This is a genomic window from Comamonas testosteroni, assembly GCF_014076415.1.
GTDB lineage: Bacteria > Pseudomonadota > Gammaproteobacteria > Burkholderiales > Burkholderiaceae_C > Comamonas > Comamonas testosteroni_F.
The window spans coordinates 4,274,388-4,294,335 of record NZ_CP043568.1 but is presented as its reverse complement, the minus strand read 5'-3'; the positions used below and the strand labels follow the sequence as shown (position 1 = coordinate 4,294,335).

Genomic DNA, 19,948 nt, shown 5'->3' with positions numbered 1-19,948 from the left:
GCAAAACCTATGCAAGACTGGAACCCTGCGCTGTATCTGCGCTTTGCCAATGAGCGCACGCGCCCTGCGGCAGAACTGCTGGCAAGAGTACCTTCCAGCTTGCATTCACCCGCTCGCAGCCTCCGCATCGTGGATCTGGGCTGCGGGCCGGGTAACTCCACCGAACTTCTGGTGGAGCGGTTTCCCGGCGCCGATGTGCTCGGTGTCGACAATTCCGAAGCCATGCTGGAGACTGCGCGCAAGCAGTTGCCGCAGGCCAGGTTCGAGGCCGGTGATATTGCCTCCTGGGCACCTGCCGAAGGCGAGCCAGCACCTGATTTGATCTATGCGAATGCCTCCATCCAGTGGGTGGGCGAGCATGAGAGCCTGATTCCACGTCTGTTTTCGCTGCTGGCACCTGGTGGCGTGCTGGCCGTGCAGATGCCTGACAACCGTCAGGAACCCTCGCACCGAAACATGCGCGAAGTCGCGCAACTGCCCCGGTTTGTGGCGCACATCGGGGATGCGAGCAAGGTGCGTACCGAGATTTTGCCCATAGGGGTGTATTACGACCTGCTGGGGGCACCCCAGCCGGCTGCTCCCTCGAATGAGGCCGCGAGCGTGGATGTGTGGCACACCGTCTACCAGCATCCCATGGACTCGGCCGCAGCGATTGTGCAGTGGCTCAGCAGCACGGGCCTCAAGCCTTTCGTGGAAGCTTTGCCCCGGGAGCTGCAGGCCGAGTACCTGGCCGAGTATCAAAGCCGCATCGATGCGGCTTATCCGGAGCGAGCCGACGGCAAGCGTCTGCTGGCTTTTCCCCGACTTTTCATGGTGGCTCAGCGCAAGTCATGACGAAAGAACTGCTTCATCCCGCCACCGTGCTTCTCGATGCTCAGGGTGGCGCTCAGCGTCTGCCCGTCTGCGATCACTACAGCGGCGTGGAAGCGCGCATGCGCAAAAGCCTGCAGCTGCAGGCAGAGATGATGCAGGAGTTCGGTACCTGCGTGTTCGACGTGACGCTGGACTGCGAGGACGGCGCTCCCGTCGGCCGGGAGGCCGAGCACGCGCGTCTGGTGGTCGAGCTGGCGAATGGAGCGGCTCGAGGCGCGCGCGTGGCGGCCCGGGTGCATGCGGTGGAGCATGCTCATTTCCAGGCGGACATGGACATCATCGCCGGCGGCGCGGCAGACAGGCTCTGCCACATCATGATTCCCAAGGTGGAGTCTGTGGATGACGTCATCAAGGCGCAAGCAGCCCTGCAGCGCGCGACAGACAAGCGTGTGCCGCTGCATGTCTTGATTGAGTCTCCTGCTGCCGTGCAGCAGGCCTTCGACATCGCCGCACATCCGGCCGTGCAAAGCATTTCCTTCGGGCTGATGGATTTCGTCTCGGCCCATGGCGGGGCCATCCCCGCGTCCGCCATGACGGCACAGGGCCAGTTCGAGCATCCGTTGGTCGTTCGTGCCAAGCTGGAGATCGCGGCAGCCTGCCATGCCCATGGCAAGGTGCCGTCGCACTGCGTTGTCACTGAATTCAGGAATCCTGACGCTTTGGGCGCTTGTGCGCAAAAAGCCTCGCGTGAGCTTGGCTACACACGCATGTGGAGCATTCATCCTGACCAGATTCGCCCGATTCTGCGTGCATTTGCGCCAGCCGAAGACGAAGTTCTACAGGCGGCACAAATACTTACCTCTGCAGCGGTGCAGAATTGGGCGCCCATCAGTTTTGGTGGTGTACTACACGACCGCGCGAGCTACCGCTATTTTTGGCAGTTGCTGGAGCGCGCTCACCAGACGGGGCAGGTCTTGCCGGTTGAAGTTCAACCCTGGTTTGCCCCGGCCTCAATCCGTTGAACTCATAACAAGTCTGCAGGAGCTAATTCCTATGAAGACCCTGATCGCCACTTTGATGATTGCCGCTCCCCTGGTCGCAATCAGCCACTCTGCCGTGGCAGAAACCGCTCCCAAGGCCAAGGCTGCCGCCGCCAAGAAGGCTCCCGCCGCCAAGAAGGCAACCACTACTTCCAAGAAGGGCAAGGCTGCCGCTGCCGTAGTTGCAGGTGGCGCGGGTGCTGCCGCCGCCGTGGCCGCCGGCCCGGCTTCCGCCGCACTGGGCACGGAAGAGCTGGCCGTGGCCGAGCGCGTGCACAAGGGCCGCATTGCCTGCGAGCTGGGCGCCTATGTGAACGTGAACGCCGACGCAGCCAACCCCGGTTACTTCATCGTGGACGGCCGTGGCTTCAAGTACCACATGTCTCCCGTCAAGACTTCCACGGGCACCGTGCGCCTGGAAGACAAGGCGGCCGGTGCCGTGTGGCTGCAGATCGCCAACAAGTCCATGCTGATGAACCAGAAGGCCGGCCAGCGTCTGGCGGATGAGTGCATGAGCCCCGAGCAGCAGCAAGTGGCCGAAGCCATCCGCAAGAACCCACCTCCCAGCCTGCTGGACAGCAAATAAGTCTGGCGAGGCTGAGGGCTGGCGTATCGCACATGCGCCAGTCCTGTAATTCGCGCTCCACGCGCAGCCTTTTTCAAAAAACCATTGGAGAGAACCCATGTTGAAAGCCTACCGTGACCATGTGGCAGAACGCGCCGCACTGGGCATCCCCCCGCTGCCTCTGGATGCCAAGCAGGTCGCCGACCTGATCGAGCTGATCAAGAATCCACCCGCTGGTGAAGACGCATTCCTGATGGATCTGCTGACTCATCGCGTGCCGCCCGGTGTGGATGATGCAGCCAAGGTCAAGGCTTCCTTCCTGGCTGCCGTGGCTCACGGCGACCTGAAGGTGGGTCTCATCTCCAAGGCCAAGGCCACCGAGCTGCTGGGCACCATGGTGGGTGGCTACAACGTGCACCCCCTGATCGAGCTGCTGGACGATGCCGAAGTGGCCGGCGTGGCTGCCGACGCGCTGAAGAAGACATTGCTGATGTTCGACTTCTTCAACGACGTGGCCGACAAGGCCAAGGCCGGCAATGCCAAGGCCAAGGAAGTGATGCAAAGCTGGGCCGATGCCGAGTGGTTCACTTCGCGTCCCAAGGTCGAGGAAAAGATCACCGTCACCGTCTTCAAGGTGCCCGGCGAGACCAATACCGACGACCTGTCGCCCGCTCCCGACGCCTGGAGCCGTCCCGATATTCCTCTGCACTACCTGGCCATGCTCAAGAACACGCGTCCCGACGCGGCGTTCAAGCCCGAAGAAGACGGCAAGCGCGGCCCCATGCAGTTCATTGAAGACCTGAAGAAGAAGGGCCACCTGGTTGCCTACGTGGGTGATGTGGTCGGTACCGGTTCTTCGCGCAAGTCGGCCACCAACTCCATCATCTGGGGCACGGGCGTGGACATTCCCTTCGTGCCCAACAAGCGCTTTGGCGGCGTGACGCTGGGCGGCAAGATCGCTCCCATCTTCTTCAACACGCAGGAAGACTCCGGCGCCCTGCCCATCGAAGTCGATGTTTCCAAGCTGGAGATGGGCGACGTGATCGACGTGCTGCCCTACGCCGGCAAGATCGTCAAGAACGGCGAAACCGTGGCTGACTTCCAGCTCAAGTCCGACGTTTTGCTGGACGAAGTGCAAGCCGGCGGCCGTATCAACCTGATCATCGGTCGCTCGCTGACAGCCAAGGCTCGCGAAGCCCTGGGTCTGCCCGCATCCACCGTGTTCCGCCTGCCCCAGGCGCCCGCTGCCTCCACGGCTGGCTTCACGCTGGCCCAGAAGATGGTCGGCCGCGCCTGCGGTCTGCCCGAAGGCCAGGGCGTGCGCCCCGGTACCTACTGCGAGCCTCGCATGACCACCGTGGGTTCGCAGGACACCACCGGCCCCATGACCCGCGATGAACTCAAGGATCTGGCTTGCCTCGGCTTCTCCGCCGATATGGTGATGCAGTCCTTCTGCCACACGGCGGCTTACCCCAAGCCCGTGGACGTGAAGACCCATCGCGAACTGCCCAACTTCATCAGCAACCGCGGCGGCGTGGCCCTGCGTCCTGGTGACGGCGTGATCCACAGCTGGCTCAACCGCCTGCTGCTGCCCGACACCGTGGGTACCGGCGGTGACTCGCACACCCGTTTCCCCATCGGCATCTCCTTCCCCGCAGGCTCCGGTCTGGTGGCCTTCGGCGCCGCTACCGGCGTGATGCCTCTGGACATGCCCGAATCCGTGCTGGTGCGCTTCAAGGGCGAAATGCAGCCTGGCGTGACCCTGCGCGATCTGGTGCATGCCATCCCTCTGTACGCCATCAAGCAAGGTCTGCTGACTGTGGCCAAGGCTGGCAAGATCAACGAGTTCTCGGGTCGCATCCTGGAAATCGAAGGTCTGCCCGATCTGAAGGTCGAGCAGGCATTCGAGTTGTCCGACGCATCTGCCGAGCGCTCTGCCGCCGGTTGCACGATCAAGCTGAACCCCGAGCCGATCAAGGAATACCTGACATCGAACATCGTTCTGATGAAGAACATGATCGCCGACGGTTACGCCGACGCCAAGACCCTGCAGCGCCGTATCGAGAAGGTCGAAGCATGGCTGGCCAAGCCCGATCTGCTGGAAGCCGACAAGAACGCTGAGTACGCTCACGTCATCGAAATCGACATGTCCGACATCAAGGAACCCATCGTTTGCTGCCCGAACGATCCCGATGACGCCAAGACCCTGTCTGACGTGGCCGGCGCCAAGATCGACGAAGCCTTCATCGGTTCCTGCATGACCAACATCGGCCACTTCCGCGCTGCAGCCAAGCTGCTGGGCGGCCAGCGCGACATCCCCGTCAAGCTGTGGGTGGCTCCTCCCACCAAGATGGACCAGGACGAGCTGATCAAGGAAGGTCACTACTCTGCCTTCGGTACTGCCGGTGCACGTACCGAAATGCCCGGCTGCTCGCTGTGCATGGGCAACCAGGCCCAGGTGCGTGAAGGTGCGACTGTCATCTCGACTTCCACTCGCAACTTCCCCAACCGTCTGGGCAAGAACACCAATGTGTATCTGGGCTCGGCCGAGCTGGCGGCCATCGCTTCGCGTCTGGGCTACCTGCCTTCCAAGGAAGAGTACCTGAAGGAAATGGGCGTGATCGATGCCGACAAGGCCTCCGTCTACCGCTACATGAACTTCAACGAAATCGCCGAGTACGCTGAAGTGGCGGCCAAGATCTAAGCGCTCGGGCGCCAGATGACAGGGCCTTCAGGGGCCCGAACCCCAAAAGCCCGCAGGATGCAAGTCCTGCGGGCTTTTTGCTTTTCAGGCCCTGCGCCGGGCCTGCAGCCGCTGCAGCGCCTGCTGTGTCTCGGCATTTGCGGGAAAGAACGATTCGACGGCCAGCTCCTGCAGTGTCACGTCCACGGGCGTGCCGAAGATGGTGATGGTGCTGATGAAGCTCAGTGTGCCCAGATGGGTGTGCAATTCGAAGGGGACGGCGATGGGGCTGGGCAGAGGGGAGTCATTGTCCTTGGTGAACGGGTAGGCTGCAATCTCGTCATGAAGCATCTGCAGCTCGCTGTCTGCCGTGGCCGCGATCTGTTGCTGCAGGCGGTGCAGCAGATGGGCGCGCCACTGCGCGGAATTGGCCAGGCGTGGACCCAGCCCCTCGGGGTGAAGGCTCAGGCGCAGAACATTCACGGGTGGCTCCAGCAGCCAGGGTGCCACGCCGTCCAGCAGCAGCGGCACGACGGCATTGGCGGCCACCAGGTTCCAGTGTCTGTCCACGGCCAGGGCAGGGCTGGGCTCGTGGCCCTTGAGTACCAGCTCCACGGCTTGGCGCGCGGCCGCCAGATCGGGGTGGTCCAGGGGGCGGGCCTGGTACATGGGGGCAAAACCTGCAGCCACCAGTAGTGCATTGCGCTCGCGCAGCGGCACCGACAGGCGTTCGGCCAGGCGCAGCACCATTTCGCGGCTGGGTTGGGCGCGGCCTGTTTCCACATAGCTCAGGTGGCGCGTCGAGATCTCGGCCTCCAGTGCCAGTCCTTGCTGGCTCAGCCGGCGGTGCTGGCGCCAGTGGCGCAGGTGTTCGCCAAACGGCGCGCGTGCGCCAAGTGGCATAGGCGAGGCATGAAAGGAGGGCGCGGTGCTGGAGTTCATGGCTGCATCGTAGTGGCAGGCCTCACATGCGGCCATGACCTGCGAGGTTATCGACGCAGTGCGCGCGGATGGCAATCATGAACCCCAGCAGCCGACACAGGGTCGGCCGCAGGCCTTCGTCATAGAAAAGGAGTTTCCCATGTCCATTTTTGCTTCTCCCCGGTTTCTGCGCCATGTGATGTGGGCCGATGCGGCTTCCTGCGCCGTCACGGGCGCACTGCAACTGGTTGTCACGCAGACGCTGGTAGATCTGACAGGTCTGCCGGCCGCTCTGCTGACGGGAACGGGGCTCTTCCTGCTGGCCTATGCATCGGCCGCCGCCTGGATGGCGCGTCGCCAGCCACTGCCGCGCACGCTGATCGGTCTGGTGGCTCTTGGCAATCTGGGCTGGGCAATAGGCTGCGCGATCCTGGTGTTTGCCTCCGGGCTGGCGCTCAGTGTCTGGGGTCTGGCCTGGGTGGCGGCGCAGGCCGTCGTGGTGCTGGTCCTGGCCGATCTGCAGTGGGCAGGGTTGCGTGCCTCTCGCCATGCGGCCCGGCAGGAGGCGCATCTCGCGCTTTGAGTGATGCAAAAAAGGATAGCGGCTAGCGCCTGTCATTCTTTGAAATCAGAATGATTTAATACTGAAAACATGGATTGGCAGGCGCTGCAAGCTATGCTTTTTCTTATATTCGCCATGTCTCCGGGCGGATAAGCGGGCCGGGGGAGGCGGAGATAATTCCGTACCGCATAAAATTCACGGTTGCGCCGCGCTGGCGCACTCTTCGCAACCATGGGTTCCCTCGCCCCCATCGACCAAAAAGGACTGTCATGACATCCGCTCATGCCGTGCAGACGCAAGCGTCGCGTGTGCCGTTTTATCTCTCCGTTCTCGTGGCGTTCCATATCGCCCTGGTCATTGCCAGCAACTACCTGGTACAGCTGCCCATTACGCTGCTGGGCTTTCACAGCACCTGGGGCGCCTTCAGCTTCCCCTTCATCTTTCTGGCCACCGACCTGACCGTGCGCCTGATCGGCAAGACTGCGGCGCGACGCGTCATCATGCGCGCCATGCTCCCAGCGCTTGTGGTGTCCTATGTGGTGGGTGTGCTGTTCCACGAGGGCCGCTTCAATGGCTGGGAAGCGCTGCAAAGCTTCAACGGCTTTGTGTTCCGCATCGCACTGGCCAGCTTTGCCGCCTATGTGCTGGGCCAGTTGCTGGACATTCAGGTCTTCGACCGCATCCGCCAGAAAAGCCATTCCTGGTGGCTGGCTCCGGCGGCTGCGTCGGTGTTCGGCCAGGTGCTGGACACGGCAGCCTTTTTCTCGATCGCCTTCTGGCATAGCTCCGATGCCTTCATGGCGGCCAACTGGGTTGAAATCGCCATGGTCGACTATGTCATCAAGCTGGGGGTGAGTCTGCTGTTGTTTGTTCCCGCCTATGGCGTGGTGCTGGCTGCCATCGTGCGCAGCATGAAGGTGCAGGTCACGCCCGCAACGGCAATCCGCTGAGGATGCAGTTACAGGGCATGCCTGGGTGCAGAGGTCTGTCATGGGCGACATGTGCATCGGCAGCGCCAGGTCCTGCAGGCTGCTGCGGCTCGGCCAGGCTGGAGGCGACTAGCGGCAGTCCCGGATGACATTCGGTGATGATGGTCGAGCCGCCCGGGCTTGCTCTGACATGTCGTTTGTCAACGAGTCATTGGGGCGCCACAAGGGCGTGAATTCTGGTGGCGACTCGCTCCGGGAGATGGGGCTGGGCGAGCCTTGCCGGATCGACCATCCGGCAGAAGGCCGCTCCGCCGTCATTGGTGGTGACGGTGGTTTCTGAACTCGTCTCGAGTCCATGAAAAAGGCCGTCTTTCAAGGACGGCCTCAGTATTTCTCCGCGCTGCTCTGCAGGGGCTCAGGTCTGGCTTTGCAGATAGTTCTGCAGTCCGATCTTGTCGATCAGCCCCAGCTGCTTTTCCAGCCAGTAGGCATGGTCTTCCTCGGTGTCCTTGAGCTGGGCCAGCAGGATGTCGCGGCTCACATAGTCGCGGTGCTGCTCGCACAGCGCAACACCTTGCTGCAGACCGGCACGGACTTCGTATTCGGTGTCCAGGTCCTTGCGCAGCATCTCGGGCACGGTCTCGCCGGGCGTGAACTCCTTGGGGCGCATGTCGGGGCGGCCGCCCAGCATCAGAATGCGGCGCAGCAGTGCATCGGCGTGCTGGGTTTCTTCCTGCATCTCGTGGTCCAGGCGCGTGAAGAGCTTGGTGAACCCCTGGTCTTCATAGATGCGCGAGTGGGCGAAATACTGGTCGCGCGCCGCGAGCTCGCCGCGAAGCAGGTCCTTGAGGTAGTCGACGACTTCGGGATGACCTTGCATAGTTGTTGTTCTCGGTGAGTTTTCGAAGCCTGAAGTATCCCGCGACCGGCTTCGGGAATCAAAGGCAGGTATCAATTCCCGAGCGCACGCGCTCTGGATGCGGGCTGTAAGCAGATGCATTCGCATTGCTCGGTGCATATTGTGGCTGATCATTGCGCTTGGCTATGCTCAGCATAGACGGATCAACGACAAAGCAGGGACAGCACTTGGCAAGCCTCCGCAGAGGCTACCCCTGCCCACAGGGCAGGGATGTTCCAGGGCGGCACTGCTTGCAACTGGCTGCGATGATGTCTCGAAAAAATCGAGTGCCCAGCCCGCCTTCCTCAAGCTCCTGCGGTTCTCGGATCGGACAGTCAGGCCGAGACTGCTTCATTGCAGGGGAAACGCTCGGCCCAGTGACGAGCCAAATCAATACGGCGGCACACCCACACGTTGTCGTGCTTCTGGATGTGGTCGAGGAAGCGCTGCAGCGCTGTAATCCGGCCGGGACGGCCCAGCAGTCGGCAGTGCATGCCGATGCTCATCATCTTGGGGGCGTTGACGCCGCTGGCATTGCCCTCGGCGTACAGGACATCGAATGTGTCCTTCATGTACTGGAAGAACGGATCGGCATGCGAGTAGCCCTGGGGCAGGGCAAAGCGCATATCGTTGACGTCCAGCGTGTAGGGCACGATGAGCTGCTTGTGCGTCGTGCCGTCGCTCTTGGCGACCTTCATCCAGAAGGGCAGGTCGTCGCCGTAGTAATCGCTGTCGTAGCTGAAGCGGCCGGCATCGGCCACCAGGCGGTGGCTGTTGGGGCTGTCGCGGCCGGTGTACCAGCCCAGGCCGTGGTCGCCGCCCGTGCCGTACAGCTCTTCAAAGATGTCCACGCATTGCTGCATGTGGGCGCGCTCGATCTCCTCGGGCACGTTCTGGTAGTGAATCCACTTCAGGCCGTGGCAGGCCACTTCGTGACCGAGTTCGTCAAAGGCCTGGGCCAGCTCGCGATGCTTTTGCAGCGCCGTGGCCACGCCGAACACGGTTAGCGGCAGACCGCGCTTCTCGAACTCCTTGAGAATGCGCCAGACGCCGGCGCGCGAGCCGTATTCATAGATGCCGTCCATGCTCATGTGACGGGCCGGGTAGCTGGCGGGATTGAACATCTCCGACAGAAACTGCTCGCTGCCCGGGTCGCCATGCAGGATATGGTTCTCACCGCCTTCTTCGTAGTTCAGCACAAACTGAACGGCCACGCGGGCTTTGCCGGGCCATTCGGGATGGGGCGTGTTGCGGCCGTAGCCAATCAGGTCGCGTGGATAGGAGGCGGTGGAATCGTAAGTCATAGGGATACGGATGAAAGTGCCATCGACAAATCGTTCGTTGGCAAATCGCGGTCGAAGGTCAGGCCTGCTTCCACGTGGTCCAGGTGCAGCTGCATCAGCTGCACCGCATGTTCGGCATCGCCCGCAGCCAGGGCGGTCACGATGTCGGCATGTTCTTCGTGCGAATGCTCGGCCGCCGATGCAGACTGGTACATCAGGGTGATCAATGCGCAGCGGGAAATCAGCTCGCCCAGCAGCTGGGCCAGCACCTCGTTGCCCATGAGTTCGGCCATGCGCACGTGGAAGTCGCCCAGCTGCTCGGTGCGCTGGCCCAGGTCATTGGCTTCCATGGCCTTCCTTTCAGCAGCCACATGCGCTTTGAGCTCCAACAAGCGGGAGGGTGTCTGCTGAGCGGCGAAATTGCGCACCATTTCGGCTTCGAGCATGCGGCGCACGGCAAACACCTGGCGTGCCTCGTCCACCGAAGGCGTTGCCACAAAGGCACCGCGCGTGGGCTCAAGCTTGATCAGCCGGTTCTGTGATGCCTGAAACAAAGCCTGGCGGACCAGAGTGCGGGAAACACCAAAATGATTGGCCAGCTTCTGTTCCGGCAACTTGGTGCCGGGCATCAGTCGATGTTCAACAATTGCTTTGGTCAGACTTTCTGCAATGGACCAGGTGAGTGAGGTTTCCATTGCTTCATCATAGATCTTGAACTCAACACCTGTATACAACGTTGATTGAGGAAAAGCTAGGTGTTCTCCCTTAAGGCGTATCGGGAGTTTCTTGAGGCAATCGCAGGAGAAGAAAGATGGATAGCCCGCCAGGCATATTTAACTTACGCTCCTCCTTCTGCCAGCTCTGCCTCATGCTCTCTGCAGCGCAAGATGTATCACCTGCCATTGCGGGCATGGTCGAATTTATTGACTCTTCCTATCCTCAACTTCGTAACAGCTCGGTCGCATAAAATCAATTTAATGAGTACTCCAGTCATCACCAAAACCAAGATCGCCGAGCGTCTCATAGAGTCGATCCTGACAGCCAAGCTCCGTCCGGGAGAGAAACTTGGTGAACAAGACATTGCGGACTTGTTTCAGGTCAGCCGCACCCTGGTCCGCGAGGCATTGATGCACCTTCAGACCAGGGGGTTTGTGGAGGTCCGCTCCAGGGTGGGCTGGTATGTTGCAGAGCCTTCGTTTGAGGAGGCTCAGGAAACCTATGCAGCGAGGCGCGTCGTTGAGCCAGGCATGCTGCGTGATGCTGGTCAACCCTTGCAGGCAACACTGAAACGCCTGCGCAAGCACATCGCCGAAGAGCGCAAAGCCATTGCCTGTGGGGACGCAGAAGCCCGCAGCTGGTTGCTGGCCGACTTTCATATTTGCTTGGCAGAGTGTCTCGGCAATCGGTTCCTGACTTCTATGATGGTCGATCTCTCGGCACGAACAACTCTGATTTCGGATCTGTACCAGTCGAAGACTGAGGCCAGAGTCTTCAATGACGATCACGCCGCCATTGTTGAAGCGCTGGCGGCTGGAGACAATCTGAGGGCTGAACAATTAATGATTGCTCACATCGATGCATTGGCATCGCGCCTTGATGAAAGCCTGATCGGTCGTCGTGGAGCACGCAACCGACTCCGCTCCATTCTGGCTCCTGAGGATTCGTCTTCAGCCAAATAGGCGTTTCAACGTCGATGGGAGTCCTTGGCGGGATCCAGCCCGGTTGAGCCGCTCGGCCGCTTCGCTGATCTTGAGCTCCCAACACTTTCCGGCAAGCCAATATTGAAGCTGGAAGCGCTTGCCGCTTCCGGGGAGCGATTGAGCTCGCCATCTGTGCCGGTGATGACTTGAGCGTTCGCTGATCGTGCCCGGCAGCATTCATCAAGGAGCCGCCTCGGTCCATGGTGATCATGGCATCGGCGCTACGCCAGTTTCTCGACCAAGACTTGGAATGGCTCGCGTTGCAGATACAGGCCGTCGCGGTTTCAATGAGGGCCATGAAACCACATGGATAGCCATCGCATCGTGGAATGGTCTTCCAGCAAGAATTGCCATTGCCACCGATCGCAACAAAGCGCTCGTCTCCGCATTACCTGCCGAATGGACTATTCATCTATCTCGACTGCTGCCGCACTTGGTGAATGCAGCTGCCAAGGTCTTGCCCTGCATTCCAACTGATCTCAAAGCCATGGGGCACCAGCGCCGATTGCTCATTGGCGAGCGATATTGCAGCGATGGGCAAGGGCTGAGTGCCAGCTTTGCAACAACTGACCGGTGACTACCGGCACTCAATCCAGTGTGATTTCGGCAGTGTTTTCTATGGCCCCTGGATACGCACAGCAAGCTGGCTTTGCTCAGCGCGGATCGTGGAGAAGTTCATAGAAGGATATCTGCGCAAAACAGCCATGATCAAAGTGTAGGTTCCTGCACCTCGTCCAGTGCAGAAATGCACGCCAGGGCTTGCTGCGCCTGCTTGTGACTGTTTGTCCTCCCGCCTGAGGACTCCATCGAACCAATATCTCTGGCCGATAGAACCAGGGTTCCTACTAGCTTCTTGAATTCATGTCTTGTATACATTGCATGCATGTCAGTGATGTGTTCAAAGCATTGCTGAACAAGCTTGCTGACGCAGATGGATATGGGGCAGATTCGCTTCATACGCATCACAGCTCTTCAGCAGCGAAAACATGGCTGCAGGCCTGCGTCGCCCGTAGCCGCTAATAACGGTAGACAAGCATGGCCTCCTCAGCCGAAATGAGGTCATGGCAAAGGGGCTCCACGGAACACCCTGATGGAAGGCGGCATATGAACAACCTAGTACTGGACACCCATGGTGAGTCACTAAACCCGGGGGCCAACACCACAAGCCCAAAGCGAGATAAAGGCTTGCCGGCCGGAGTTTCTCCGGCGCTGTACAACCACGATCTGGCACCAACCTCAAAAGAGGGGCGTACCTGGGGGAGCTACAGTCTGTTCACTCTTTGGGCCAACGATGTACATAGCCTCGGCAACTACGCGTTTGCCATTGGTCTTTTTACGCTTGGGCTGGGAGGGCATCAGATCCTGATGGCGCTTCTGCTGGGTGCGGCATTTCTATTCGTGCTGCTGTCCCTCTCGGGCTTTATGGGGACCCGTACAGGGATTCCCTTTCCGGTGATGAGCCGTATCAGCTTTGGTACACGCGGTGCACAGATTCCTGCATTGATCCGCGGCGGAGTCGCTATTGCCTGGTTCGGCATTCAGACCTACCTGGCATCCATGGTCCTCGACGTGATGCTGATCACGCTGTTTCCCGGCTTGCAGTCTCTGAAAGAGCAAGTCGTACTGGGCCTGCCATTGCTGGGTTGGCTCAGCTTTTCCATCTTGTGGATTGTGCAGGTGCTCATTGCCTGCTGGGGCATGGAGAGCATCCGAAAGTACGAGGCCTTTGCCGGACCTGTAATTCTGCTGACGTTCATTGCCTTGGCAGGATGGATCTTCTACAGCGCCAAGTGGACTCTGCACTGGTCCGCCCCTTTTGAAAGCAGCGGCAAAGCCATGTGGCTGCAGATCCTGGGCGCAGCGTCACTGTGGGTAGCCATCTATGGCACCTTCGTGCTGAACTTCTGTGATTTCACACGGGCAGCTACCTCAAGCAGCGCTGTGGTGAAAGGCAATTTCTGGGGCATTCCGATCAATATGCTGATCTTTGGCTTGATCGTCGTCATTCTGACGGGGGGACAACTTGCCATCGACGGCACGCTGATTCAAAGCCCGACCGACATCGTCCAGAACATTCCCAACAAGCCACTGTTGATGTTGGCCAGTCTTTCACTGCTGATCCTGACCATTGCCGTGAACCTGATGGCAAATTTCGTGGCTCCGGCCCTGGCGTTGGCAAACCTCATGCCCAGGCATCTGAACTTCCGCCGGGCAGCTCTTGTCAGTGCAGTTCTCGGTTTCGTGATCCTGCCCTGGAATCTCTACAACTCTCCACTGGTCATCGTCTACTTCCTGGGAGGGCTGGGTTCATTTCTGGGACCGCTGTTCGGCATCGTGATGGCCGACTACTGGCTGATCCGCAAACAGCGCGTGAACGTTCCGGCGCTCTATACACAGGACCCTGCAGGCCCCTATCACTACCGCAATGGCGTCAACCCCAAGGCAATTCAGGCTCTGATTCCTTCATCCCTGATCTCGCTGCTCTTTGCATTCCTGCCGACGCTGCAATCGCTGTCCCAGTTCTCCTGGTTCATCGCAGCCGGACTGGGCGCCTTGTTCTATTGGATGCTTGCACCGAAAGGTCTCGCCTACGAAGACCAGGATGGCGAAGCCATTTCCGTAGCCTCCGCCAAACACTGAGAAGGAAAGTTGAAAATCATGCGCATTTTGATCGTGAACGTGAACACCACCGAGTCGATGACCCATGCGATTGGCATGCAAGCTCGGAAAGTTGCTGCGCCTGGAACAGAGATAGTCGCGCTGACCCCGCGCTTTGGCGCCGAATCGGTCGAGGGTAATTTTGAGAGCTATCTTGCCGCAGTCGGTGTCATGGATGCAGTGATGAGCTATGGACAACCCTTTGATGCAGTCATTCAAGCCGGCTACGGTGAACATGGCCGCGAGGGCCTGCAGGAGTTGCTGGACGTTCCCGTGGTGGACATCACCGAGGCGGCGGCCACTGCGGCCATGTTCCTGGGCCACAAATACTCGGTGGTCACGACGCTGGATCGCGCTGTGCCATTGATCGAGGACCGACTCAAGCTTGCTGGCCTGGACGAGCGCTGTGCATCGGTTCGCGCCAGCGGCATGGCTGTGTTGGAGTTGGAAACTCAACCCGAGCGCGCGGTTGAAGCGATTGTTCGTCAAGCGGGCCTTGCCGTCAGCGAAGACCATGCTGAAGTCATTTGCCTCGGCTGTGGAGGCATGGCCGAACTGGATGCCAAGATCCGTGAACTGACCGGTGTACCAGTGGTCGATGGAGTAGCTGCGGCCGTGACCATTGCCGAGTCGCTCGTGCGCCTGGGCCTGAGCACCTCCAAGGTCCGTACCTACGCTCCCCCCCGGGCCAAGCGCGTGACCGGCTTCCCATTCGCTAGCCAAGTCGCAGGATGAATTGCCCGGAGTTGTGTCAATCGTCCTGGCCTCTTATTTCCATTCAGACGAGAGTTTCTTGTGGGCAGTCAATGCTGTCTCGAAGAATTCGGCAGTGAAGCGTTGAAGTAGATCCGGGCAGGGCTGCCGGTCGGCGATGATCAGTCCTGACCGGCATCATAGTTCTATCACCGCCTGCTGAAGGCAGGCCAGCAATGCCTGCACCAGCGGATTGGCCGGCGTACGACGCCACATGGCCAGCATCTCCGAAGATGGGTGCGAGCCTCTGAGCGGACGAAACACCAGGCGCGGCATGCCAACGCGCGTCAGCGCCTGGGGCACCAGGGCCACGCCCTGACCCAGCGAAACCAGCGAGATCACCGACAGCCAGTGTCGTACCTCGTGGCGTACTTCGGGTGCAAAGCCATGGGCCAGGCACATCTCGTAGATGCGCTGGTGATAGGTGGGCGAGACCAGGCTGGAGAACAGGATCAGGCGGTCGTTTTTGAGTTCGGCCAGATCGATGGCGGCGCTGGCGTGCAGCGGGTGGTGGTCGGGCAGGCAGACCACGAAAGGCTCTTCCATCAGCAGCCGGCTGGCAATGCCTTCGGGAGGTTGTATGGAGTGGACCAGGGCCATGTCCAGCCGCATTTGCTGCAGGTCCAGGACTTGCTCTGCGCTGTTGGCCTCCAGCATGTCAACGCGCACCAGGGGGTGGTCGTGCTGGAACCGCTCCAGCGCCTGTGGCAAGCCGCGGTACAGGCTCGATCCCACAAAGCCCAGGCGCAGATGGCCGCGCGTGCCCTGGGCCACGTCGCGCGTTTCCTGTGCGGCCTGCTGACTCAGAGCCAATAGCTGGCGCGCCTTGTCCAGCAGATGTTCACCGGCCGCAGTCAGCCGTACGCCCTTGCTGCTGCGCTCGAACAACTGGGCCTGCAGCTCCTGCTCCAACTGCTTGATGGCCACGGACAGCGGGGGCTGGGAGATCGACAGCCGCTGGGCCGCACGGCTGAAATGAAGCTCTTCGGCGAGGGTGACGAAGTAGTGCAGCAGCCTCAGTTCCATGATTTCATGATATTTAAAAAATATTGAGAAAGATTTTAATAATATTTGACGTGAATAGATGAGGGTGCTGAAATTCGTGGCAGTCCTTGCCTCCATTGCTGGCTTTGTGTGCGGTACATATCGCCTGAATTCATCACGGCCCAAACCAGAGACGGCAAGCAAGCTAAGCCCTGTAGCGAGGTTGTCGTCCTCTTTTCGTTGAGAGGGCGCGCAGCGCTTCAGGGGATATTCGAATTCAGCAGGAGACGTTCATGTCCGCCAACGATAAGAGTCAGATGCACGCCTTGGCCCAGGCTGTCCGCGCTGCGGCACATCCCGTGCCTGATCGCCACGGTGCCAATTTCTACGCCACCGATCCTGAGTTGCAGTCGCTGCTGGCGCTTTATCTGCCAGCCGATCTGCTGGCCCATCTGCAGCCCTATCTGCAGCGAATGGGTGAGCTGGCCGGTGGGCGCATCGACGAGCTGGCCGGCATTGCCGACAGGAATCCGCCCACGCTCGAACACCGCAGCCGCGCCGGCCAGGACAGCCAGCGCATCATCAAGCATCCAGCCTATGAAGAGCTTGAGCGCATCGCCTACGGAGAGTTCGGCCTGCAGGCCATCTCGCACCGGGAAGACATGCTGGGCTGGAGCGGCAAGATGCCGCCCATCGTCAAGTACGCACTGACCTTTCTGTTTGTGCAGTCCGAGTTCGGCCTGTGCTGCCCGTTGTCCATGACCGACTCGCTGACGCGCACGCTCAAGAAGTACGGTACCCCCGAGCTGGTGGACAAGTATTTGCCTCAGCTGCTCTCGCTGGATTGGGAAAGCCAGGCCCAGGGCGCGATGTTCATGACCGAGCAGGCCGCAGGCTCGGACATCGCCAACACGCTGACTATGGCGGCCCCGCAGGCCGACGGCTCCTGGCTTCTCTCCGGCGACAAGTGGTTCTGCTCCAACCCCGATGCCGAGTTCGCCATGGTGCTGGCTCGTGTGGAGGGCGGGGCGCCGGGAATGAAGGGCATCTCGCTGTTTCTGCTGCCGCGTTCCCTGGACGATGGCAGCACCAACCGCTACCGCATCATCCGTCTCAAGGACAAGCTGGGCACCAAGTCCATGGCCAGCGGCGAGATCCGTATGGACGGCGCCGTGGCCTATCTCGTGGGCGAGCAGGGCAGGGGCTTTGTGCAGATGGCCGACATGGTCAACAACTCGCGTTTGTCCAACGGTGTGCGCTCCGCCGGCATGATGCGCCGCGCTGTGGCCGAGGCCGAATTCATCGCCCATGAACGCATTGCCTTTGGCAAGCGTCTGGAGCAGATGCCGCTGATGCAGCGCCAGTTGGACAAGCTGCGCGTGCCCGCCGAGCAGGCGCGCACCATGGTGTTCCAGACCGCGCAGACGCTGATGCGCTCCGACGCGGGCCAGCCGGATGCCTATGCCTTGCTACGCATCCTGACGCCGTTGATCAAGTTCCGCGCCTGCCGCGATGCACGCAAGGTCACTGGCGATGCGATGGAAGTGCGCGGCGGCTGCGGCTATATCGAGGAGTGGAGCGATCCGCGCCTGGTGCGCGATGCCCACCTGGGCTCCATCTGGGAAGGTACAAGCAATATCGTCGCGCTGGACGTGATCCGCGCCATCAGGCGCGAAGGCTCGTTGCCTGTGCTGCAGCAGTATCTGCATGGCCTTCTCGAGCATGCCCGTCTGGTGCCCGGTTACCGCCAGGCGCTGGAAGATGCATTGGCCCGTGCCAGCACCCTGGCCCATAGGGCCGCTCAGGACGGCGGCGAAGTGCTGGCCCGTCAGGCCGCCACAGCTCTGTACAACTGCACCACGGCCATCGCCATGGCCTGGGAAGCCGCACAGACCGGCTCGGCCGAGCGCCTGCGCCTGTCGCAACTGGTGCTGCTGCACCGTGTGCTGCCGCGCGATCCGCTGGTCGATGCGGCTGCCGTGCCGGTGCAGTGGCTGGAGTGATTGCCGGCGGCCTTGAAATAAGTAGAAGAAACGGCTGAAGCGCTTCATGAAAAGGCGTTATCGGCTCCCGGATTATTTCTGCAAGGAGACAAATATGCGCAATCACGCAAGAGAGCGCCGAAGGCTGCTGGCCGCAGCCTCGGGAGCAGTGCTGCTGGCGGCAGTCCATTCTGCCGCGCAGGCCCAGGGCGACCCCTATCCGGCTCGGCCGATACGCCTGGTCGTGCCCTATGGCGCCGGCGGACCGACGGACGCGCATTTGCGGGTGGTGGCACAGCAAGCCTCGCAGCTGCTGGGGCAACTGGTGGTCATAGAGAACAAGCCAGGCGCCAATGGAACGTTTGGAGCTGTGGAGCTGGCGCGGGCTCAGCCGGATGGCTACACCCTGGCGGTGCTGCCTGCCAGTGTCTATCGAGAACCGTATCTGAACCGGGTGAGCTTCGACCCCTTGAAGCTGAGCTACGTGATCGGCATGACCGACTACACCTTCGGGCTGGCCGTGCGTCGGGAAGCGCCGTGGAAGAGCTGGAAGGAGTTTGCCGAAGATGCGAGCAGGCGTCCCGGCCAGATATCCATCGGTGCGGCCGGCCCGGTGCAAACGCCCAGCATCGTGCTCAGCGAGCTGGTGCAGTCCACGGGCCTGCAGCTCAATCGAGTGCCCTACAAGGGAGACGCGGAGCAGGCCAGCGACCTGTTGGGTGGTCACATCGATGCGGGCGTGCTCTCCGGCGTAGCCTCCCTGCATATCCAGTGGGGTCGATTGCGCTACCTGGCAATGTTCACGTCCAGCCGTGTTCCGCAGTTCCCTCAGGTGCCCACTTTGAGAGAGTTGGGCGTGGACGCGGTGATCGAGTCGCCCTATGGGATTGCCGCCCCTGCCGGCCTGGCGCTGGCGCGGTTGCGCATCATTCATGACGCCTTCAAGGCGGGGCTGGAGTCGGCACAGGGGCGCAAGATCCTCGAACAACTCAATCAGCCGCTGAACTACCGCAGCCCGCAAGAGTTCGAGCAGTACGCGAGGAGCGCCTACGCACGCGAGAAGACGCGCATGGAGCACTTCAAGGCCGTTGCCGGCGGCACCCCGCAGTGATTTGACCGATTCATCGGCAACACCCTTCCAAGGAGACAGACATGCATAAAGCCAGACGCGCAGCGCTGGGCCTGATGGCATCCGCCGCCCTGTCGGCAGCATTGCCCGCACTTGCCCAGGAAAAATACCCGACGCGCCCCATCACGTTCATCGTGCCGTTTCCGCCTGGCGGCCCTACCGACGCCATGGCGCGCATTCTGGCGACCGAGCTGACCAAGGAGCTGGGCCAGAGCGTGATCGTGGAGAACAAGTCCGGCGCCGGCGGCAATATCGGAGCGGACTTCGTGGCACGTGCCAAGCCTGACGGCTATACGCTGATGTTCGGGACTTCGGGTCCGCTGGCCATCAACAAACCGCTGTACAAGTCCATCAGCTACGACCCGCGCACCAGCTTCACGCCCATCATCTACGTTGGTTATCTGCCCAATGTGCTGGTGGTTCGGCCGGATTTGGGCGTCGGCAACGTCAAGGAGCTGATCGCGCTGGACAAGAGCAAGCCCGGCAAGCTCAATTTCGCGTCTTCGGGCAATGGCGCTTCATCCCATCTGGCGGGTGTGCTGTTCAACGGCCTGGCCGGGACCCAGCTGCAGCATGTGCCCTACAGGGGAACGGGGCCGGCACTTAACGACCTGCTGGCCGGTCAGGTGGACATGACTTTCACCGACATCCTCACGGCCATGCCCTATATCAAGGCCGGCAAGGTCAAGGCCCTGGGCGTCGCCACGGCCAAACGCTCCAGTGCCATGCCCCAGATCCCCACGATCGCCGAGCAGGGACTGGCTGGCTACGACGTGAGCGTGTTCTTCGGCGTGGTCGGCCCCAAGAGCATGCCGGTAGAGCGGGTGGAGCTGCTCAATCAGGCCTATGCCAAAGCGCTGGATTCCGAGAATGTGAAGAAAGCCTTTGCGGCCCAGGGCCTGGAGCGCGGCACGGATGCCAAGCCTGCCTACTTGGCCGGCTTCGTGAAGAGCGAACTCGACAAATGGAGCGAGGTGGTCCAAAAGGCTGGCGTGAAGCTTGACTGATGGCCCTGTCGCTTGGGTGCAAGCGCAGGCATGCCATCAAA

Annotated in this window: 18 protein-coding genes; 13 read left to right on the top strand and 5 right to left on the bottom strand. The window is 61.0% G+C overall.

Annotated features, from left to right (window positions below; all coding sequences use genetic code 11):
- Nucleotides 1-9 precede the first annotated feature (9 nt).
- From tam to acnB, 4 genes are all read left to right on the top strand, one after another.
- Complete coding sequence (tam, locus tag F0P97_RS19755; RefSeq protein WP_182283631.1) at nt 10-834, top strand: trans-aconitate 2-methyltransferase; 825 nt, start codon at nt 10-12, stop codon at nt 832-834.
- On the top strand, nt 831-1,835 hold the full coding sequence (locus tag F0P97_RS19750) for an HpcH/HpaI aldolase/citrate lyase family protein (RefSeq protein ID WP_182283630.1): 1,005 nt from the start codon (nt 831-833) through the stop codon (nt 1,833-1,835). Before tam ends, F0P97_RS19750 begins: the two co-directional genes overlap by 4 nt.
- A 31-nt stretch (nt 1,836-1,866) precedes the next feature.
- Complete coding sequence (locus tag F0P97_RS19745; protein ID WP_182283629.1) at nt 1,867-2,439, top strand: hypothetical protein; 573 nt, start codon at nt 1,867-1,869, stop codon at nt 2,437-2,439.
- Nucleotides 2,440-2,536: 97 nt separating this feature from the next.
- Nucleotides 2,537-5,122: a bifunctional aconitate hydratase 2/2-methylisocitrate dehydratase gene (gene acnB, locus F0P97_RS19740; protein ID WP_182283628.1), complete on the top strand. Its 2,586-nt coding sequence runs from the start codon at nt 2,537-2,539 to the stop codon at nt 5,120-5,122.
- A gap of 84 nt (nt 5,123-5,206) precedes the next feature.
- Here the strand turns inward: acnB and F0P97_RS19735 are convergent, their stop codons facing one another.
- Nucleotides 5,207-6,043, bottom strand: a complete 837-nt coding sequence (locus F0P97_RS19735; protein ID WP_182283627.1) for a helix-turn-helix domain-containing protein — start codon at nt 6,041-6,043, stop codon at nt 5,207-5,209.
- A 139-nt stretch (nt 6,044-6,182) separates the two neighbouring features.
- On the opposite strand from F0P97_RS19735, the gene F0P97_RS19730 reads away from it, so the two are divergent.
- Nucleotides 6,183-6,605, top strand: coding sequence for a hypothetical protein (locus tag F0P97_RS19730; protein WP_182283626.1), 423 nt, complete (start codon nt 6,183-6,185; stop codon nt 6,603-6,605).
- A 248-nt stretch (nt 6,606-6,853) separates the two neighbouring features.
- Nucleotides 6,854-7,534, top strand: coding sequence for a 7-cyano-7-deazaguanine/7-aminomethyl-7-deazaguanine transporter (locus F0P97_RS19725; protein WP_034356835.1), 681 nt, complete (start codon nt 6,854-6,856; stop codon nt 7,532-7,534).
- Nucleotides 7,535-7,928: 394 nt separating this feature from the next.
- On the opposite strand, the gene bfr is transcribed toward F0P97_RS19725, so the two are convergent.
- The 3 genes from bfr to F0P97_RS19710 form a co-directional block, all read right to left on the bottom strand.
- Complete coding sequence (gene bfr / locus F0P97_RS19720) at nt 7,929-8,393, bottom strand: bacterioferritin (protein WP_182283625.1); 465 nt, start codon at nt 8,391-8,393, stop codon at nt 7,929-7,931.
- Between the two features lie 353 nt (nt 8,394-8,746).
- Complete coding sequence (puuE, locus tag F0P97_RS19715; RefSeq protein ID WP_182283624.1) at nt 8,747-9,715, bottom strand: allantoinase PuuE; 969 nt, start codon at nt 9,713-9,715, stop codon at nt 8,747-8,749.
- On the bottom strand, nt 9,712-10,389 hold the full coding sequence (locus tag F0P97_RS19710) for a GntR family transcriptional regulator (RefSeq protein WP_182283623.1): 678 nt from the start codon (nt 10,387-10,389) through the stop codon (nt 9,712-9,714). The genes puuE and F0P97_RS19710 overlap by 4 nt, the downstream gene beginning before the upstream one ends.
- A 282-nt stretch (nt 10,390-10,671) precedes the next feature.
- Between F0P97_RS19710 and F0P97_RS19705 the strand changes: the two genes are divergently transcribed.
- The 4 genes from F0P97_RS19705 (at nt 10,672) to F0P97_RS19690 (ending at nt 14,787) form a co-directional block, all read left to right on the top strand.
- On the top strand, nt 10,672-11,373 hold the full coding sequence (locus F0P97_RS19705; RefSeq protein WP_003063980.1) for a GntR family transcriptional regulator: 702 nt from the start codon (nt 10,672-10,674) through the stop codon (nt 11,371-11,373).
- 271 nt (nt 11,374-11,644) lie between these two features.
- The gene (locus tag F0P97_RS19700) at nt 11,645-11,971 is read left to right on the top strand and encodes a hypothetical protein (protein WP_182283622.1); all 327 of its coding nucleotides are present in this window, start codon (nt 11,645-11,647) and stop codon (nt 11,969-11,971) included.
- 458 nt (nt 11,972-12,429) lie between these two features.
- Entirely contained in the window at nt 12,430-14,034 is a 1,605-nt protein-coding gene (locus tag F0P97_RS19695) for an NCS1 family nucleobase:cation symporter-1 (RefSeq protein ID WP_232537993.1), read from the top strand.
- A gap of 18 nt (nt 14,035-14,052) precedes the next feature.
- Nucleotides 14,053-14,787 carry an aspartate/glutamate racemase family protein gene (locus F0P97_RS19690; protein WP_182283621.1) on the top strand — a complete coding sequence of 245 codons (735 nt, stop codon included), beginning with the start codon at nt 14,053-14,055 and terminating at the stop codon, nt 14,785-14,787.
- A 156-nt stretch (nt 14,788-14,943) separates the two neighbouring features.
- Here F0P97_RS19690 and F0P97_RS19685 read toward each other — a convergent pair whose 3' ends face one another.
- Nucleotides 14,944-15,831 carry a LysR family transcriptional regulator gene (locus F0P97_RS19685; RefSeq protein ID WP_182283620.1) on the bottom strand — a complete coding sequence of 296 codons (888 nt, stop codon included), beginning with the start codon at nt 15,829-15,831 and terminating at the stop codon, nt 14,944-14,946.
- A gap of 251 nt (nt 15,832-16,082) precedes the next feature.
- On the opposite strand from F0P97_RS19685, the gene F0P97_RS19680 reads away from it, so the two are divergent.
- The 3 genes from F0P97_RS19680 (at nt 16,083) to F0P97_RS19670 (ending at nt 19,907) form a co-directional block, all read left to right on the top strand.
- A complete protein-coding gene (locus F0P97_RS19680) occupies nt 16,083-17,792 on the top strand; it encodes an acyl-CoA dehydrogenase family protein (protein WP_182283619.1) in 1,710 nt (569 codons plus the stop codon).
- Between the two features lie 94 nt (nt 17,793-17,886).
- Nucleotides 17,887-18,882, top strand: a complete 996-nt coding sequence (locus tag F0P97_RS19675; protein WP_182283618.1) for a tripartite tricarboxylate transporter substrate binding protein — start codon at nt 17,887-17,889, stop codon at nt 18,880-18,882.
- Nucleotides 18,883-18,923: 41 nt separating this feature from the next.
- Nucleotides 18,924-19,907 (top strand): Bug family tripartite tricarboxylate transporter substrate binding protein, encoded by a 984-nt coding sequence (locus F0P97_RS19670; RefSeq protein WP_182283617.1) that lies wholly within the window; start codon nt 18,924-18,926, stop codon nt 19,905-19,907.
- Nucleotides 19,908-19,948: the final 41 nt, after the last annotated feature.

Coding starts and splice junctions, on each gene's coding strand:
- tam (WP_182283631.1), top strand. CDS start 10: ATGCAAGACTGGAACCCTGCGCTGTATCTGCGCTTTGCCAATGAGCGC.
- F0P97_RS19750 (WP_182283630.1), top strand. CDS start 831: ATGACGAAAGAACTGCTTCATCCCGCCACCGTGCTTCTCGATGCTCAG.
- F0P97_RS19745 (WP_182283629.1), top strand. CDS start 1,867: ATGAAGACCCTGATCGCCACTTTGATGATTGCCGCTCCCCTGGTCGCA.
- acnB (WP_182283628.1), top strand. CDS start 2,537: ATGTTGAAAGCCTACCGTGACCATGTGGCAGAACGCGCCGCACTGGGC.
- F0P97_RS19735 (WP_182283627.1), bottom strand. CDS start 6,043: ATGAACTCCAGCACCGCGCCCTCCTTTCATGCCTCGCCTATGCCACTT.
- F0P97_RS19730 (WP_182283626.1), top strand. CDS start 6,183: ATGTCCATTTTTGCTTCTCCCCGGTTTCTGCGCCATGTGATGTGGGCC.
- F0P97_RS19725 (WP_034356835.1), top strand. CDS start 6,854: ATGACATCCGCTCATGCCGTGCAGACGCAAGCGTCGCGTGTGCCGTTT.
- bfr (WP_182283625.1), bottom strand. CDS start 8,393: ATGCAAGGTCATCCCGAAGTCGTCGACTACCTCAAGGACCTGCTTCGC.
- puuE (WP_182283624.1), bottom strand. CDS start 9,715: ATGACTTACGATTCCACCGCCTCCTATCCACGCGACCTGATTGGCTAC.
- F0P97_RS19710 (WP_182283623.1), bottom strand. CDS start 10,389: ATGGAAACCTCACTCACCTGGTCCATTGCAGAAAGTCTGACCAAAGCA.
- F0P97_RS19705 (WP_003063980.1), top strand. CDS start 10,672: ATGAGTACTCCAGTCATCACCAAAACCAAGATCGCCGAGCGTCTCATA.
- F0P97_RS19700 (WP_182283622.1), top strand. CDS start 11,645: ATGGCTCGCGTTGCAGATACAGGCCGTCGCGGTTTCAATGAGGGCCAT.
- F0P97_RS19695 (WP_232537993.1), top strand. CDS start 12,430: ATGGCCTCCTCAGCCGAAATGAGGTCATGGCAAAGGGGCTCCACGGAA.
- F0P97_RS19690 (WP_182283621.1), top strand. CDS start 14,053: ATGCGCATTTTGATCGTGAACGTGAACACCACCGAGTCGATGACCCAT.
- F0P97_RS19685 (WP_182283620.1), bottom strand. CDS start 15,831: ATGGAACTGAGGCTGCTGCACTACTTCGTCACCCTCGCCGAAGAGCTT.
- F0P97_RS19680 (WP_182283619.1), top strand. CDS start 16,083: ATGTCCGCCAACGATAAGAGTCAGATGCACGCCTTGGCCCAGGCTGTC.
- F0P97_RS19675 (WP_182283618.1), top strand. CDS start 17,887: ATGCGCAATCACGCAAGAGAGCGCCGAAGGCTGCTGGCCGCAGCCTCG.
- F0P97_RS19670 (WP_182283617.1), top strand. CDS start 18,924: ATGCATAAAGCCAGACGCGCAGCGCTGGGCCTGATGGCATCCGCCGCC.